The 13,026-nt window shown below is 40.5% G+C and carries 17 protein-coding genes; 9 read left to right on the top strand and 8 right to left on the bottom strand.

Going from position 1 to position 13,026, the window contains the following annotated elements; all coding sequences use genetic code 11:
- Window positions 1-75 precede the first annotated feature (75 nt).
- Genes PHY84_RS06600 through PHY84_RS06575 form a run of 6 tightly spaced genes read right to left on the bottom strand, consistent with a single transcriptional unit; the run spans window position 76 to window position 4,671 of the window.
- The gene (locus PHY84_RS06600; protein WP_299858578.1) at window positions 76-687 is read right to left on the bottom strand and encodes a CBS domain-containing protein; all 612 of its coding nucleotides are present in this window, start codon (window positions 685-687) and stop codon (window positions 76-78) included.
- A 9-nt stretch (window positions 688-696) separates the two neighbouring features.
- Window positions 697-1,839 carry a dihydropteroate synthase gene (folP, locus tag PHY84_RS06595; protein ID WP_299858577.1) on the bottom strand — a complete coding sequence of 381 codons (1,143 nt, stop codon included), beginning with the start codon at window positions 1,837-1,839 and terminating at the stop codon, window positions 697-699.
- The gene (locus PHY84_RS06590; RefSeq protein WP_299858576.1) at window positions 1,829-2,446 is read right to left on the bottom strand and encodes a DNA polymerase III subunit delta'; all 618 of its coding nucleotides are present in this window, start codon (window positions 2,444-2,446) and stop codon (window positions 1,829-1,831) included. The genes folP and PHY84_RS06590 overlap by 11 nt, the downstream gene beginning before the upstream one ends.
- Window positions 2,433-2,981 (bottom strand): HobA family DNA replication regulator, encoded by a 549-nt coding sequence (locus tag PHY84_RS06585; RefSeq protein WP_299858575.1) that lies wholly within the window; start codon window positions 2,979-2,981, stop codon window positions 2,433-2,435. The genes PHY84_RS06590 and PHY84_RS06585 overlap by 14 nt, the downstream gene beginning before the upstream one ends.
- Before the next feature lie 4 nt (window positions 2,982-2,985).
- On the bottom strand, window positions 2,986-4,197 hold the full coding sequence (locus tag PHY84_RS06580; RefSeq protein WP_299858574.1) for an aspartate kinase: 1,212 nt from the start codon (window positions 4,195-4,197) through the stop codon (window positions 2,986-2,988).
- Window positions 4,198-4,671, bottom strand: a complete 474-nt coding sequence (locus PHY84_RS06575; RefSeq protein WP_299858573.1) for an RNA pyrophosphohydrolase — start codon at window positions 4,669-4,671, stop codon at window positions 4,198-4,200.
- A 121-nt stretch (window positions 4,672-4,792) separates the two neighbouring features.
- Between PHY84_RS06575 and PHY84_RS06570 the strand changes: the two genes are divergently transcribed.
- Genes PHY84_RS06570 through queA form a run of 6 tightly spaced genes read left to right on the top strand, consistent with a single transcriptional unit; the run spans window position 4,793 to window position 9,657 of the window.
- Window positions 4,793-5,176, top strand: coding sequence for a PAS domain-containing protein (locus PHY84_RS06570; protein WP_299858572.1), 384 nt, complete (start codon window positions 4,793-4,795; stop codon window positions 5,174-5,176).
- Window positions 5,177-5,185: 9 nt separating this feature from the next.
- The gene (locus tag PHY84_RS06565; protein ID WP_299858571.1) at window positions 5,186-6,304 is read left to right on the top strand and encodes a methyl-accepting chemotaxis protein; all 1,119 of its coding nucleotides are present in this window, start codon (window positions 5,186-5,188) and stop codon (window positions 6,302-6,304) included.
- 3 nt (window positions 6,305-6,307) lie between these two features.
- A complete protein-coding gene (gene hemW / locus PHY84_RS06560; RefSeq protein WP_299858570.1) occupies window positions 6,308-7,360 on the top strand; it encodes a radical SAM family heme chaperone HemW in 1,053 nt (350 codons plus the stop codon).
- Between the two features lie 51 nt (window positions 7,361-7,411).
- The gene (tatB, locus tag PHY84_RS06555; protein ID WP_299858569.1) at window positions 7,412-7,834 is read left to right on the top strand and encodes a Sec-independent protein translocase protein TatB; all 423 of its coding nucleotides are present in this window, start codon (window positions 7,412-7,414) and stop codon (window positions 7,832-7,834) included.
- Window positions 7,827-8,627, top strand: coding sequence for a twin-arginine translocase subunit TatC (tatC, locus tag PHY84_RS06550; RefSeq protein WP_299858568.1), 801 nt, complete (start codon window positions 7,827-7,829; stop codon window positions 8,625-8,627). The genes tatB and tatC overlap by 8 nt, the downstream gene beginning before the upstream one ends.
- Window position 8,628: 1 nt before the next feature.
- Complete coding sequence (gene queA / locus PHY84_RS06545) at window positions 8,629-9,657, top strand: tRNA preQ1(34) S-adenosylmethionine ribosyltransferase-isomerase QueA (RefSeq protein ID WP_299858567.1); 1,029 nt, start codon at window positions 8,629-8,631, stop codon at window positions 9,655-9,657.
- On the opposite strand, the gene PHY84_RS06540 is transcribed toward queA, so the two are convergent.
- On the bottom strand, window positions 9,641-10,417 hold the full coding sequence (locus PHY84_RS06540; RefSeq protein WP_299858566.1) for a DNA-processing protein DprA: 777 nt from the start codon (window positions 10,415-10,417) through the stop codon (window positions 9,641-9,643). The genes queA and PHY84_RS06540 overlap by 17 nt on opposite strands.
- Window positions 10,418-10,420: 3 nt before the next feature.
- Window positions 10,421-11,485, bottom strand: coding sequence for a divergent polysaccharide deacetylase family protein (locus PHY84_RS06535; protein ID WP_299858565.1), 1,065 nt, complete (start codon window positions 11,483-11,485; stop codon window positions 10,421-10,423).
- Between the two features lie 186 nt (window positions 11,486-11,671).
- On the opposite strand from PHY84_RS06535, the gene rpsF reads away from it, so the two are divergent.
- The 3 genes from rpsF to rpsR are packed head-to-tail and all read left to right on the top strand — an operon-like array spanning window position 11,672 to window position 12,960.
- Complete coding sequence (rpsF, locus tag PHY84_RS06530; protein ID WP_299858564.1) at window positions 11,672-12,091, top strand: 30S ribosomal protein S6; 420 nt, start codon at window positions 11,672-11,674, stop codon at window positions 12,089-12,091.
- Between the two features lie 54 nt (window positions 12,092-12,145).
- The gene (locus PHY84_RS06525; RefSeq protein ID WP_299858563.1) at window positions 12,146-12,670 is read left to right on the top strand and encodes a single-stranded DNA-binding protein; all 525 of its coding nucleotides are present in this window, start codon (window positions 12,146-12,148) and stop codon (window positions 12,668-12,670) included.
- 26 nt (window positions 12,671-12,696) lie between these two features.
- Window positions 12,697-12,960 carry a 30S ribosomal protein S18 gene (gene rpsR / locus PHY84_RS06520; protein WP_299858561.1) on the top strand — a complete coding sequence of 88 codons (264 nt, stop codon included), beginning with the start codon at window positions 12,697-12,699 and terminating at the stop codon, window positions 12,958-12,960.
- The last annotated feature ends 66 nt before the right edge of the window (window positions 12,961-13,026 follow it).

The following is a 13,026-nucleotide window of genomic DNA, read 5'->3' as shown; positions in this document are numbered from 1 at the left end:
TTAAGAAAATTGAGTTAATTAGAGCAAAACAACGCGAAAGCAAAATGAGAATGATTTTTTTAAAGTAAAAAATAGCTACAATGAAAAATTAGCTACTTGGTGGGGATTGAATTTGCAAGTGGCTCTTATGATTTTTACAACGTCTTTGGTGGTGAAGATACCTAACGGCTTTTTGTTCTCCACAATCATCACACTGTCTGTTGTGGCATGAAGCATCTTTTTGAGAACATCTGCCGTTGTTGCCTCTTTTTCTATCCACTTGACTCTCTTGCCGAGTTTTAAAAAATCATTGAGACAAAAACTCTTCATCAAAGTATCCGGGTCTATACTGCTTGTGATGTCCGTATGGGTCAAAAGCCCGTAAAGCGTTCCGTCTTCATTGATTGCGCAAATATGCTCTAAGTTACAGTTAAGATACTCGATGGTACTGAGAATGTTTTCATTTTTATATACCGTGGGGATTTTAGTGAGTTCCAAAGAGCCTATCGCTACATCAAGATTATTCATTTCCATCTTTACACTTAAGATATCATTGATACCAAGAAGATAAAAAGAGCATCTGTCTGCCACAATAACGTTTCTATGTCCATACTGACACATCGTCTCAAGTACACCTGTAAGCGTATCTTCTCGTTTGACCATAACAACCTGTGTAGTTGCTATCTCGCCGACTGTTGGAAATTTCATCTGTTTATCCTATATCTCGCTTAACGCTTTTTGTACCTTAAGAGCCTGAACATGCTCAAACACATCATGCACCCGAACTATAGATGCTCCGTTTTTTACCGCTTCAAGATGCAGAGCAATCGTTCCTGAAAGCCTCTGATGCGGCAGAGACGGCGAAATCTTGTCTATCATCGATTTTCTTGAAGCACCGACAAGCAGCGGCTTGCCAAGAGCGAGAAAGTGTTCATGATGCTTGAGTAGCATCAAATTATGCTCCAGCGTCTTTCCAAAACCTATACCCACATCCAAAACAACATTTTCCACCCCAAAGGAAGCGGCTTTTGCTACCCTTTGCTCAAAAAACGAAAAAACATCACTCAAGATATGTTCATACTCCGGTTTGTGTTGCATCGTTTGCGGTGTACCTTGCATATGCATAATCACCGCTTTTGCACCGCTGTGCGCACAAAGCTTACACACCTCATCATCTGCCAATCCCGTTATATCGTTGACGATACTAAAACCTCGATCAAGCGCATACTCAATCACAAGAGGCTCATAACTGTCTATACTAAATTGTACCTCTTTGTAAAGTTTTTCGCCTTGAATCAAATCAAGAATCGGCTTTAAGCGTCGTAGCTCTTCCTCTTTTGTTACTTTTTTGGAGTTTGGAGCAGAAGAGACACCGCCTATGTCGATGATATCCGCACCCTCTTCTATCATCTTTCGCACTCTCTCAATTGCCTCTTTTTCTTGAAACCGAGAGCCTGAATAAAAACTATCGTCATTCGCATTGACGACACCCATCACCTCTACTTTTGAAGGCTTTTTTGAGCGTAAAATATCTTGAAGTTTTTTCGCAACATCTTTGAGTCCAAAAGGCTGTGCCAGCTCTTTTTTGCTAAGAGTTTGAAGCTGTCTTGAAGTTGCAATAAGAAGCGCATCCACAAACGGCGTCTTTGCTACAACCGTCCCGCGAGGCACTGCCAAATCAGCTCCCACACTCAGCGCATCTTGCTTCAAGATATTTGCCGCCCCGACATGCAAATCTCGTAAAAGTATAAGATGATGCGCCGCCTTTGATGTCATAATGGCAACGCCGCCGGCATCTACTTTGAGATTTTTGAGATATTTCTCCACTAAGATATCACGTGATAAAACTTCAATTTCCATTTATAAACCCCATAAGCAAAAGCGCAAAAACACTTTGCGGTCTGGCATTTAGTTCTAAAAGTCTGTATGCCTTGTCAAAATTTTCAAGTTGTGCATTGGAGAGCAGAAGCTTATCCACAACCGTTGCACGGTAGTAAAGCGCCTCCGTTAACTCTTGTGCTTCACTCTTGCTAATCTTTGAAACCATTTTTAAAAAGTCAAAAACATTCTTGTATTCTAACTTGGCAAGAGAAAAAGGGAACTCCTGCAAGATACGCTCTTGCTTTTTTTTGAGTATCGGCAAACGGGAACGAACTGTTGGAAGGAGATTGGAAGTCGTAGGCACTATGATAATAAATTCTATATTTCTAGGAGGCTCTTCGAGTGCTTTTAGAAGTGAGTTTTGCGAAATTGTGTTGAAGTGGTTTGCGCCTAAAATGATGTACTTCGTCTCTGATTCGCTTATGTACGCCTCTGCCACTGCCGCTTTTGCGTGTTCGATTTTAAACTCATCTTCTATAAAACCCACAACTCTTTTTGGTTTGAGTGCGCCTTTAAGCCCTTCAAACTCGGCTTCTATATTTGCAGAGATAATGATGTGGCTCTTTGTAAAATCAAGCTCCGACATCAACCTCTCCAAACATCGCTGCATTGAGAGAAGCATTAAAGAGACGGTAGAGCTGCAAAAGCTTTATATCAAGCAGTTTATCGTAAGATTTGAGGTGAAATGCGTTTAAATACTCTTCATCAAAAATCCAAAAATAACTTGTATCTTTTCTCTTTGCGATATCTGCTCTTTTATCATCGCCTCTGCCGATATACCAAAAAAAGTACTCATCTTTATGTGCCAAAGAAATCATATCCTCCACCACATCAATCATCTCTCCGCCGCTTATATTGTTATAGTGTCTGTAGATGCTATCAATGCTGACAATGGGAAGAAGCGGTCTATCTGTCAATGATGCGTTTAAAAAATCCAGAAGATAGGTCTCAAACCACTTTCTCTTCTCATCAGTAACCAGAATGATTGTTTTGCCGCTTAAAATCTGCTCCAACGCTTGAGAAGTAGTAGTTGTCCAGTCAAAACGCTGTTCTTCTATCCAGCTAAAACAACCGCCTTCTTCTCGTATGGCATCCAGACTCCATTGAGCAAACTCCTGCATAAGGCTACTTATCGAGTTCGTATGCGCTATGTAAAGCTCTTACTGCAAGCTCCGCATATTTTTCTGCAATAATCATAGAGATTTTTATCTCTGATGTTGAAATCATGTTGATATTGATATTTTCAGCCGCCATAGTTGCAAACGCCTTTGCCGCAACACCCGTGTGTGACTTCATACCAACCCCGACGATAGAAACTTTACAGATATTTTCATCATAAGATACCGCATCTACTTCAGACTCTTTTACAAATGACTCTACAACATTTTTTGCGTCATTCAAATCGCCTTTAGGAACAGTAAAGTCCATATTTGCTTTGCCGTCATACCCGATATTTTGAACAATCATATCAATATTGACATTGTTGTTTGAGAGTTTTGTGAAGATATCCGATGCGATTCCCGGTCTATCTTTTACGCCGACCAATGAAACACGTGCTTGATTTTTGTCGAGTGCAATTCCGCTAACTAATGGTTTTTCCATAATATTTTCTTCCTTTGTGATTAATGTTCCCTCTTCGTTAGTAAAACTTGTTCTTGTTACTAAGTTTACGTTTAATTTTTTTGCCAGCTCAACAGAGCGGTTTTGAAGCACTTTTGCACCCAAAGAGGCGAGTTCTAGCATCTCGTCATAAGAGATTTCATTAAGCTTTTTCGCCTTTGGCTCTATACGCGGGTCGGTAGTAAAAATCCCGCTCACATCCGTGTATATCTCACATAAGTCCGCCTTGATGGCACCGGCAATAGCAACTGCCGAGAGGTCACTCCCGCCACGCCCCAAAGTAGTAACATTACCGTCTTGAGAAACCCCTTGAAATCCGGCAACCACTATAATCTTGCCCTCTTTAAGCGCTTCATTCATAGCCGTCGGGTCAATCTCTTCTATACGTGCTTTTGTGTGGACATTATCCGTTACAATCCCGGCTTTTCTCCCGCTCATAGAAACAGCAGGAAATCCCATCTCGCTAAGTGCAATCGCCAAAAGCGAGGCAGTAACACGCTCGCCGGAACTTAGCAGCATATCCACCTCGCCGCGTGCAGGGTTTTTTGAGAAATGCTCTGCATACGCCACAAGCTTGTTTGTCTCGCCGCTCATTGCAGAGACAACCACCACCACATCATTTCCGGCTTTTTTTGTCTCACTTACACGATTTGCCACATTCTGGATACGCTCCAAATCACCAACACTCGTTCCGCCAAATTTTTGAACTATCAACATCTACAATAATCCCTCTTTTTTGAAATAACTAATCACGCTCTCATACACATTTTTTTTGAAACTAGCACTCATGCTCAGTGCTTCATCGACACTTACAAACTTATAATCGCAAAATTCCGGATGCTGCGTCTCAATGTTTATAACCGCATCTTCATTCAATTTCACTAAAAAATATCTCTGCTTTTGCCCTATAAAAGGCTTCATGCTCTGGGCAATTTTGGGAGGAAAATCATACGATATCCATTCAGGAAATTCGGCAATCACCTCAACGCTTTGCGTGCCTATCTCCTCTTGAAGTTCACGAAAAAGAGCCTCTAGCACCTCTTCACCCTCATCAATTCCGCCCTGAGGAAACTGCCAAACATCAAGCAAATCGTTACGCTGTGCCAAAAAAATCTCTCTTGAGTTTGGATAATCGCTAGAGACTATCACCATAGCAACATTGGGACGATACAAATCTTTTTGATTCATCATTTCACTTCCTCATTTTGTGGCGCAATTGTACAAAAGATGGGTTTAAAATAAACTAATTTGTTACCAATCCAATTTTTTACATGTTATAATTGCGACATATTCCAAAAAATAGAGATAAACAATGAAAGAGTATGTCTTAAAAAATGATGATTTTTTAGTTTCTCAAACAGACGCAAAAGGAAAGATTCTCTTTGCAAATGATGACTTTTGTAAGGTTGCGGGCTACTCTCTTGAAGAGCTTGTCGGAAAACCGCACAATATCGTACGTCACAGAGATATGCCAAAAGCTGCCTTCAAAGATTTGTGGGAGACCATAAAAAACGGTAAAGTATGGGACGGTTATGTCAAAAACATGACAAAAGACGGCGGTTTTTACTGGGTTTATGCAACAGTTTATCCTATGTATGATGCAACAAGAAAGGAACAGACATACCTGTCTTGCAGAAGAAAACCTTCCCCTGAAGAGATAGCACAGGCACAAGCACTCTACAGTACATTAAACTAGGAATCACACATGAACAACATAACAAAAAATAGTATTATCGCTATAGCTTTTACAGTTCTCCTCGCCTCTATTTTTCTCACTGATTCGGCGGTTATCCACGCAGCAGTAGCATTCCTGACTTTCGCACTTGTTTTTGCACTAAATACTTTTGCAACTTCAAAAGCTGCCTCTAATGTTATTAATCAGAAGAGATTAGAACTTATAGAGGTAATGGAGTTTAAAAGAAACAAAATTAGCCTTAATGAAAACCCTGCAAGTGAAGCTGAAGCAAACTTTAACAAAATTGTAACTGCATATCAAAACTCTGTTTTAGAAGATACAAAAGTTGCGGGAGAGATGGTTCTCTTAACCGATAAAGTCGCAAGAGGTCACTACTCATGCAGAATTTCCTCTAACTCAAAAACACCTTATGTTCACGTACTGCGCAACAGTCTCAACAATATGCTTGATGCTTCAGAGAAAAATCTTGATAATGCCATTTCAACACTTCAAAAATTCTCACAAGGACTTTTTGCAACAAGAAGTCAGGTGCATGTTGAAGCAAAAATGGCCGACTTGCTCAACAATATCAACTCTTTGGGTGAAGCACTTCAGAGCATGGAGCAAAAAAACCATGAAAACCAAGAGACGATAGTCGAATCTTCCAAAAGATTAAATGAGACCATCACAAAGATTACAAACTCAACCATCAAAGAGCTAAAAGAGATGATTAGTGATGCGGTAGAGCGTATCCACAGTGTTGCACAAAAAGAGGACGACATGGTTCAAGGTCTTCAAACCCTTGTTACAAACGCAAACGAAACAAAGACGATTTTGGCAACCATCGGTGACATTGCAGAACAGACAAACCTCTTGGCACTTAACGCTGCTATCGAAGCTGCACGTGCCGGCGAACATGGTCGCGGTTTTGCCGTTGTAGCCGATGAAGTACGCAAACTTGCAGAGAGAACACAAAAAAGTCTGGCAGAAACCTCTGCGACAACAAACATCCTTATACAGTCAATTGCCGAGAGTTCTGATACGCTCAACAGAAATGCAAGGGAAGTAAATGACATTTCAAGCGATGTCAGTCTAATCAGCAACAAAATGGATGAAATCATCGCAACACTTAGCAACCTCTCAAAATAAGAGATGTTGCTCTATATTCACATCCCGTTTTGCGACTCAAAGTGCTACTACTGCTCTTTTAACTCTTACGTTGACAAGTTTCACCTAAAAGAGAAGTACATGGAAGCACTCTTGGTGCAGCTCGACTTTGAGCTAGAGCGCTTTTGTGTTGCTCCAAATTCCATCGAAACACTCTTTATAGGCGGTGGCACGCCCTCGACCGTAGAGCCGAAACTATACAAAAAGCTCTTTGAAAAACTCAAACCCTACCTCAAAAAAGATGCCGAGATAACAAGCGAAGCAAACCCAAACAGTGCAACAAAAGAGTGGCTAAATGGGATGTATGCACTTGGAGTAAATCGCATAAGTTTTGGTGTGCAGAGTTTTAACAAAGAGAAATTGCGCCTACTAAACCGTGCGCACTCCCCTATTCAAGCCAAAAATGCAGTTTTACACGCAAAAGAGGCTGGGTTTGAAAATATCTCGCTTGACCTTATCTATGCTACATTCGGTGACACCAAAGAGCTTTTACAAGAGGACTTAAACACCGCTTTTACACTTCCCATCAACCACCTCAGCGCTTATGCTCTAACCATTGAAGAGGGAACACCGTTTGCGTCAAAACCACACATGTCAAATGAGAGGCTAGAGCTTACAAATTGGCTTTTTGAAAAAATAAAAGCTTTTGGATTTGAGCAGTATGAGATCAGCAACTTTGGCAAATGCAAAAGCAGGCACAATCTCGGATACTGGGAGTACAAAGAGTACATCGGGCTTGGAAGCGGAGCTGTCGGTAAACTCGCAGATGAGAGATTTTACCCAACCTCAGATGTTGAAGCCTACATCAGTAGCCCTTTAAACATCCGCAAAGAGGTGCTTAGCGATGAAGAGAGCAGACTAGAGAAAATCTTTTTAGGATTACGCTCTTGTGTCGGAATCAAGCAAGAGACACTCACTGCGCAAGAGCTTCAAAGAGCCTCTCTTTTAGTAAATGAAAAAAAACTTATATTTCAAAATGGCACTTTTTACAACACAGAGTATCTCTTAGCAGATGAAATTGCCATTTTTATATCGTAGTTTAATTTTTTTTTAGCTAGAATTGCCGCAATTACAACTTGAGGATTTTTTATGTTTGGTATGGGTTTTACAGAGATACTTGTCATTGCAATTATTGCCATTTTGTTCCTTGGTCCCGATAAATTGCCTGAAACAATGGTTCAAATAGCAAAATTTTTTAGAAATACAAAAAACACGATAAACAATATGAAAAGCACCATAGAAGAAGAGATGAATGTCAAAACCATGAAAGAAGAGGCTCTAGCTTACAAAAAAGAGCTTACCGATGTTGGAGACAAAGTTAAAAGCGCTACTGACATAAAGCAGATGGCAGCGAAATTGACAACGCTTGAAGATGATGAATTTAACGGCATTTTTGATGCACCGGAAAAACCGGTCACGCCTCCGGCACAAACCAAACCTGACGAAGTAACACTCCCAAAGAAAAAGAGTGAAGAAACTATAGAGAAAAAAGAAGACAACAAAAATGTTTGATGAGATAAAACCACACCTGATAGAACTTAGAAAAAGGCTTGCCATCTCTGTTGCCAGCTTGATAGTTATGTTTTTTGTTATGTTCGCTTTTCATGAGCCTCTTTTAGCATGGATAGTTGCGCCACTAAATGCGGCCCTTTTAGAAGTAGGCAAAGTCTCTGTTCACGCAGCTGATGGAATGGTTACGACAAACCAAGTAGGCGGAGCATTTTTTGTAGCCCTTAAAGTCTCTTTCTTTGCGGCAATCATCGGTGCGCTTCCTATCATACTTGCTCAAATCTGGGCGTTTGTAGCTCCGGCTCTTTATGCAAATGAAAAAAAGATGGTTATGCCTTTTATATTTGGCGGAACGATTATGTTTGCTATCGGGGTCATGTTTGCCTACTACATCGTCACGCCTTTTGGTTTTGATTTTCTTATCGCTTTTGGTAGTTTCAAGTTTACTCCTCTTATCAATATAGAGGATTATGTAGGCTTTTTTACAAAAATTATGTTTGGTTTTGGTATCGCTTTTGAGCTACCTGTTTTTGCCTATACGCTGGCACTTCTTGGCATGGTTAACGACAGACAGATGATAGAGTTTTTCAGATATGCCATCGTTATCATATTTATCGTAGCGGCTCTGCTTACTCCGCCTGACGTTCTCACACAGCTTCTTATGGCATTTCCTCTTATTCTTCTGTACGGCGTCTCTATCCTTATTGTCAGAGCAGTCAACCCAGCTTCAGCAGAAGATGAGAGTGAAGAAGAAGATGATGATGAAGAGAATGATACAAAAAGGATAGAAAGTTAAAATGAGCAGCAGTGAGCTGCTCACATCCAGCTATGATTTTACTCTCCCAAAAGAGCTAATAGCAACCCACCCTGCCCATCCAAGAGATAGTGCGAGACTTCTTGTTTACAACAGAGCAACAAATGAAGTCTCCCATGTCAATTTTTACGATTTAGAGCGTTTTATCCCACAAAATTGCGCACTTATTTTCAATGATACAAAAGTTATAAAGGCAAGACTCTTTGGCGAAAAAGAGAGTGGCGCAAAACTTGAACTTCTCATCAACAGAGCCTTAAACGCACACGATATCCATGTTTTCATACGAGGAAGAGTAAAAGCCGACACAAAAATCATCTTTGAAAACAGCCTCGTTGCGAATGTCAAAGAGTTGCTTGAAGACGGCAGCAGAGTAGTAAATTTCTACCAAAATGGAAATATTTTACGCTTTGAAGAGCTTCTTCCCATCATAGACAAAATCGGGCACATTCCTCTTCCTCCATATATCCAAAGAGAAGACAACCAAGAAGATACCACGGAGTACCAGAGTGTTTTTGCCAAAGAAGAGGGAGCAGTAGCCGCACCGACGGCATCACTGCACTTTACCAAAGAGCAACACCGGAGAGTTTGTGCAAATTTTACTCACGCCTACATCACGCTTCATGTCGGAAGCGGAACATTTAAACCCGTTGAATGCAAAACTATCACAGACCATCCGATGCACTCGGAATATTATGAGATTTCACCGCAGGCAAAAGAGCTTCTTGATTCAGACAAACCCATACTGAGTATCGGAACAACATCAACAAGAACGATTGAGTATTATGTCAGAAACAAAGATAAGGAGCGTGGAGAGGCAAATCTCTTTTTACACCCAAACAACCAACCCATAAGAGTAAACCATCTTCTTACAAACTTTCACTTGCCAAAATCGACGCTTCTTATGCTTGTCGCCTCTTTCGTGGGGCTTGAAAAAGCAAAAGAGCTATACGCTGCCGCCATAAAAGAGCACTACAGATTTTACTCTTACGGCGATGCTATGCTAATCTTATAGCACCATTAACCACCTCAATTTCACCGCTGAGTTCTGCTTCAAAAACTCTTTGAGGAAATTTTGCGACTGCTTCATCATAAGTTGGATTGGCAGCACAAAAAAGAAGAAACTCATCCTCTTTTTTCTCCATTATTTTCTCGGGATTGCAAAATCTGGCGACAAAAGCATCTATATCATAAATTGCCTCTGCTTTTTTCTCTTTAAGAAGCCTGTTTGTTCCGCAGCTCTCGCCAAGGCGTTGCGGAAGAACAAAAATCTCCTTACCCATCGCAAGCGCAAATTCCACACTTCTCATCGTACCGCTATCTATCTCTGCTTCTCCGACCACTAGCACACTACCGAGTGCCACAACAAGCTCATTGCGAACTACAAAACTCCATGGCGTAGCCGCAAACCCATCCTCAAACTGACTTAACAAAAGTCCGTTTTTCTCTATATCTATAAGCATATTTTTATTGACGGCGGGGTAGCGCACATCAGCACCGCATGGCAGAACTGCTATCGTATCGGTACTTTTTGCTCCCAAATGAGCTGTTGCGTCTATGCCCATAGCGCCGCCGCTTACAACACAAACGCCGCCTTTTGCAAGTTCACCGGAGAGCTTCTCGACCATCATTCTTGAGTATTTTGTAGGTTTGCGGCTTCCTACTATAGAGACTTTTGTTCTTTGTAAAAGTTCAAGATTTCCACGATAAAAAAGCTCTTTTGGATACTTTTTCATGGATGCCAGTTCCGGAATCTCAAACGTTACTCTGCTCATTTTTTAAAGTTTGTCCACCAACACGAGCTCAACCTCTTTGAAAAGCGATTTTGATTCATTTAGTGCGGCGATAGTGTTTGAATGCGGATGTCCGATGGCTATAGCCGTACCATGTTTTTTTGCTATTTGAATCGCTTTTTTGATTTGCGCTACGATATAACTTTTATCCATTTGATGATCCAAAAAGACATCACGCCCTATATACTCCAAATCATACTTTTTACTTACCTTTTGAGCCTTGGAACTACCCGTTGTTCTGCTGTCTATAAATGTGATGTTTTGGCTCTTTAACGCTAAAATAAGCCTATCCATTGCTGCTTCATCCGCTGTAAATTTGCTACCCGTATGGTTATTGATATATTTCACTTTTGGAAATAGCTCTTTTAGCTCTTCTATCCTTTGAAGAATTTTTGCATGCGAATCATCAACTCTGAGCGTCAATGGCTCTTCGGCTTTAAAATTTTGCGCTTCCATAGGCAAATGCACCATATAAAAATCCTCTTTTGCCGCCAATACACTAGAGGAAGGTCTTAATTTGCTTGGTGGCAAAAAGGACATCGTTATGGGGAGATGAAGGCTTTTTATCGCCTGAACATGCGAAGAAACACTGACATCATCAATAATAATTGCCAGTTTTGGCTTACTGAAACTCTTGATAACTTTGCGTTCCGGTGCGGTTGGCAACTGAGCCTCTTCAACTTCATGGGAAGCATTTTCATACTCTTTAGCCTCCTCTTTTAACACAGAGGCTTCTTTTTTAGGAATTTCTTGTACCGCTTGTTCTTGCTGAGTATCTTTTTGAAGAACATCTTTAAGTTTTTGAGTAACACTTTGCTCTTTTTGGCGCTCTAATTTTGCACTCTCTTCCTCAAGTTTTTGCATCATAGAGCGTTTTGCCTCTTCTTTGGAGCGCTCTTTTTCAACAGCCTCCCTTTTTGCCCCATCATGACCGACATAATATCCGGCAACAAAAACAACAGCAAGAATGATGATAAAAGATAACCCCCACGCTATATATTGTAAAAAATTTGAATTTTTTCTGGAGGTAGTTTTTTTTCTTTTTTGCATAGATTCCTCATAAATTTTATGCAAAACTATATCCTAAAGAATATAAATTTTTTATATTTTTAAGCATATTTTCTGTATAATTCCGAGTTCCTTTCTCTTTGTATCAAAGCACTCTTTGATATATATACATCCGAAAGGGAAACAAAAGCCTTGTTTTGAGGCGAAATACCAAAGGGAGACCACTCTATGAGACATTACGAAAACTTAGTAATCGTAAAACCGACACTAACAGCTGAAGAGATTCAAGCAAATATCAGTGCTATTGAAGAAGTTATCACTTCTAACGGCGGCGAAATCGCTGCAAGAGATGCAATGGGGATGAGAAAATTAGCATACCCACTTGGAAAAAATGAGCGTGGTTATTTCCATGTTATCTACTATTCAGTTGCTCCTTCAGCAATTAACGAAATCGAGAGACGTTTCCGTATCAACGAAGACCTTCTTCGCTTTGTGACTATCAAGTATGATACAAACCGTGAAGTAACGGCATGGAATCAACTTGTACAAAAAGCTCAAAAGAAAGCAACACAACCTGCCGGTGAAGCGAAGGTTGAAGAAGTTGTTATTCCTGCAGCACTTGAAGAAGCGGATGAAGACGAAGAATAAGCCAAATCAAACGGCTAAGTGAGTGGCAAACGCCGCAACAAATAAGGAAAATTCATGTATAACAAAGTTATTTTGGTTGGAAACTTAACTAGAGACATAGAACTTAGATACTCTCAAGGCGGCATGGCGATAGCAAACACAGGTTTAGCTACAAGTCGCAAATTCACTGTAAACGGTGAAAAAAAAGAGGAAGTATGTTTTGTTGACATCACTTTTTTTGCAAGAAGTGCAGAAGTTGCCAACCAGTACCTTAGAAAGGGGAGTAAAATCCTCGTAGAAGGCAGACTTAACTTTGATCAATGGGTAGATCAAAACGGACAGAAGCGCTCCAAGCACTCTGTTGTTGTTGAAACTATGCAGATGCTGGACAGTAAAGGCAGTGCGCAAGGAGGCGGTGATGAGTATGCAGCACCGCAGATGGCGCAACCTACTCAAGGCTATCAGCAACAAAGTTATCAACAGCCAAGCTATCAACAACAGCAGCCACAAAGCTATCAAAAGCCAAGTGTACAGCAGCAAATGCCTAGCAACAGTTCTATTCCCGTAATCGACATTGATGAAGATGAAATTCCGTTTTAGACATTAGATAACAAAAAGGAGATACCATGGCAGAAAGAAGAAAATACAAAAAAAGATTTTGTAAATATTGTGAAGCAAAAGTTGACTTCATGGACTATAAAGATGTAGGAGCTCTTCGCTTCTCACTTTCAGAGAGATATAAAATCATGCCTCGCCGTCTTACAGGAAACTGCAAGCGTCACCAAGATATGATTGCAACAGTTATCAAAAGAGCTCGTGCTGCTGCACTTGTTCCTTACACTGTAACTAGAAAAACAGTTGTAACTGCTCCATTTGAAAATTTAAAATAAATTTTCACTGCAATGCCCCTTTGCGGGCATTTTTCAACTTTAAATACACTGCTTTTTTAGGAATGT

The organism is Sulfurimonas sp., assembly GCF_028694605.1.
Taxonomy (GTDB): Bacteria; Campylobacterota; Campylobacteria; order Campylobacterales; family Sulfurimonadaceae; genus Sulfurimonas.
Note: the sequence above shows the minus strand (reverse complement) of the source record. Positions and strands in the feature narration are given on the sequence as shown.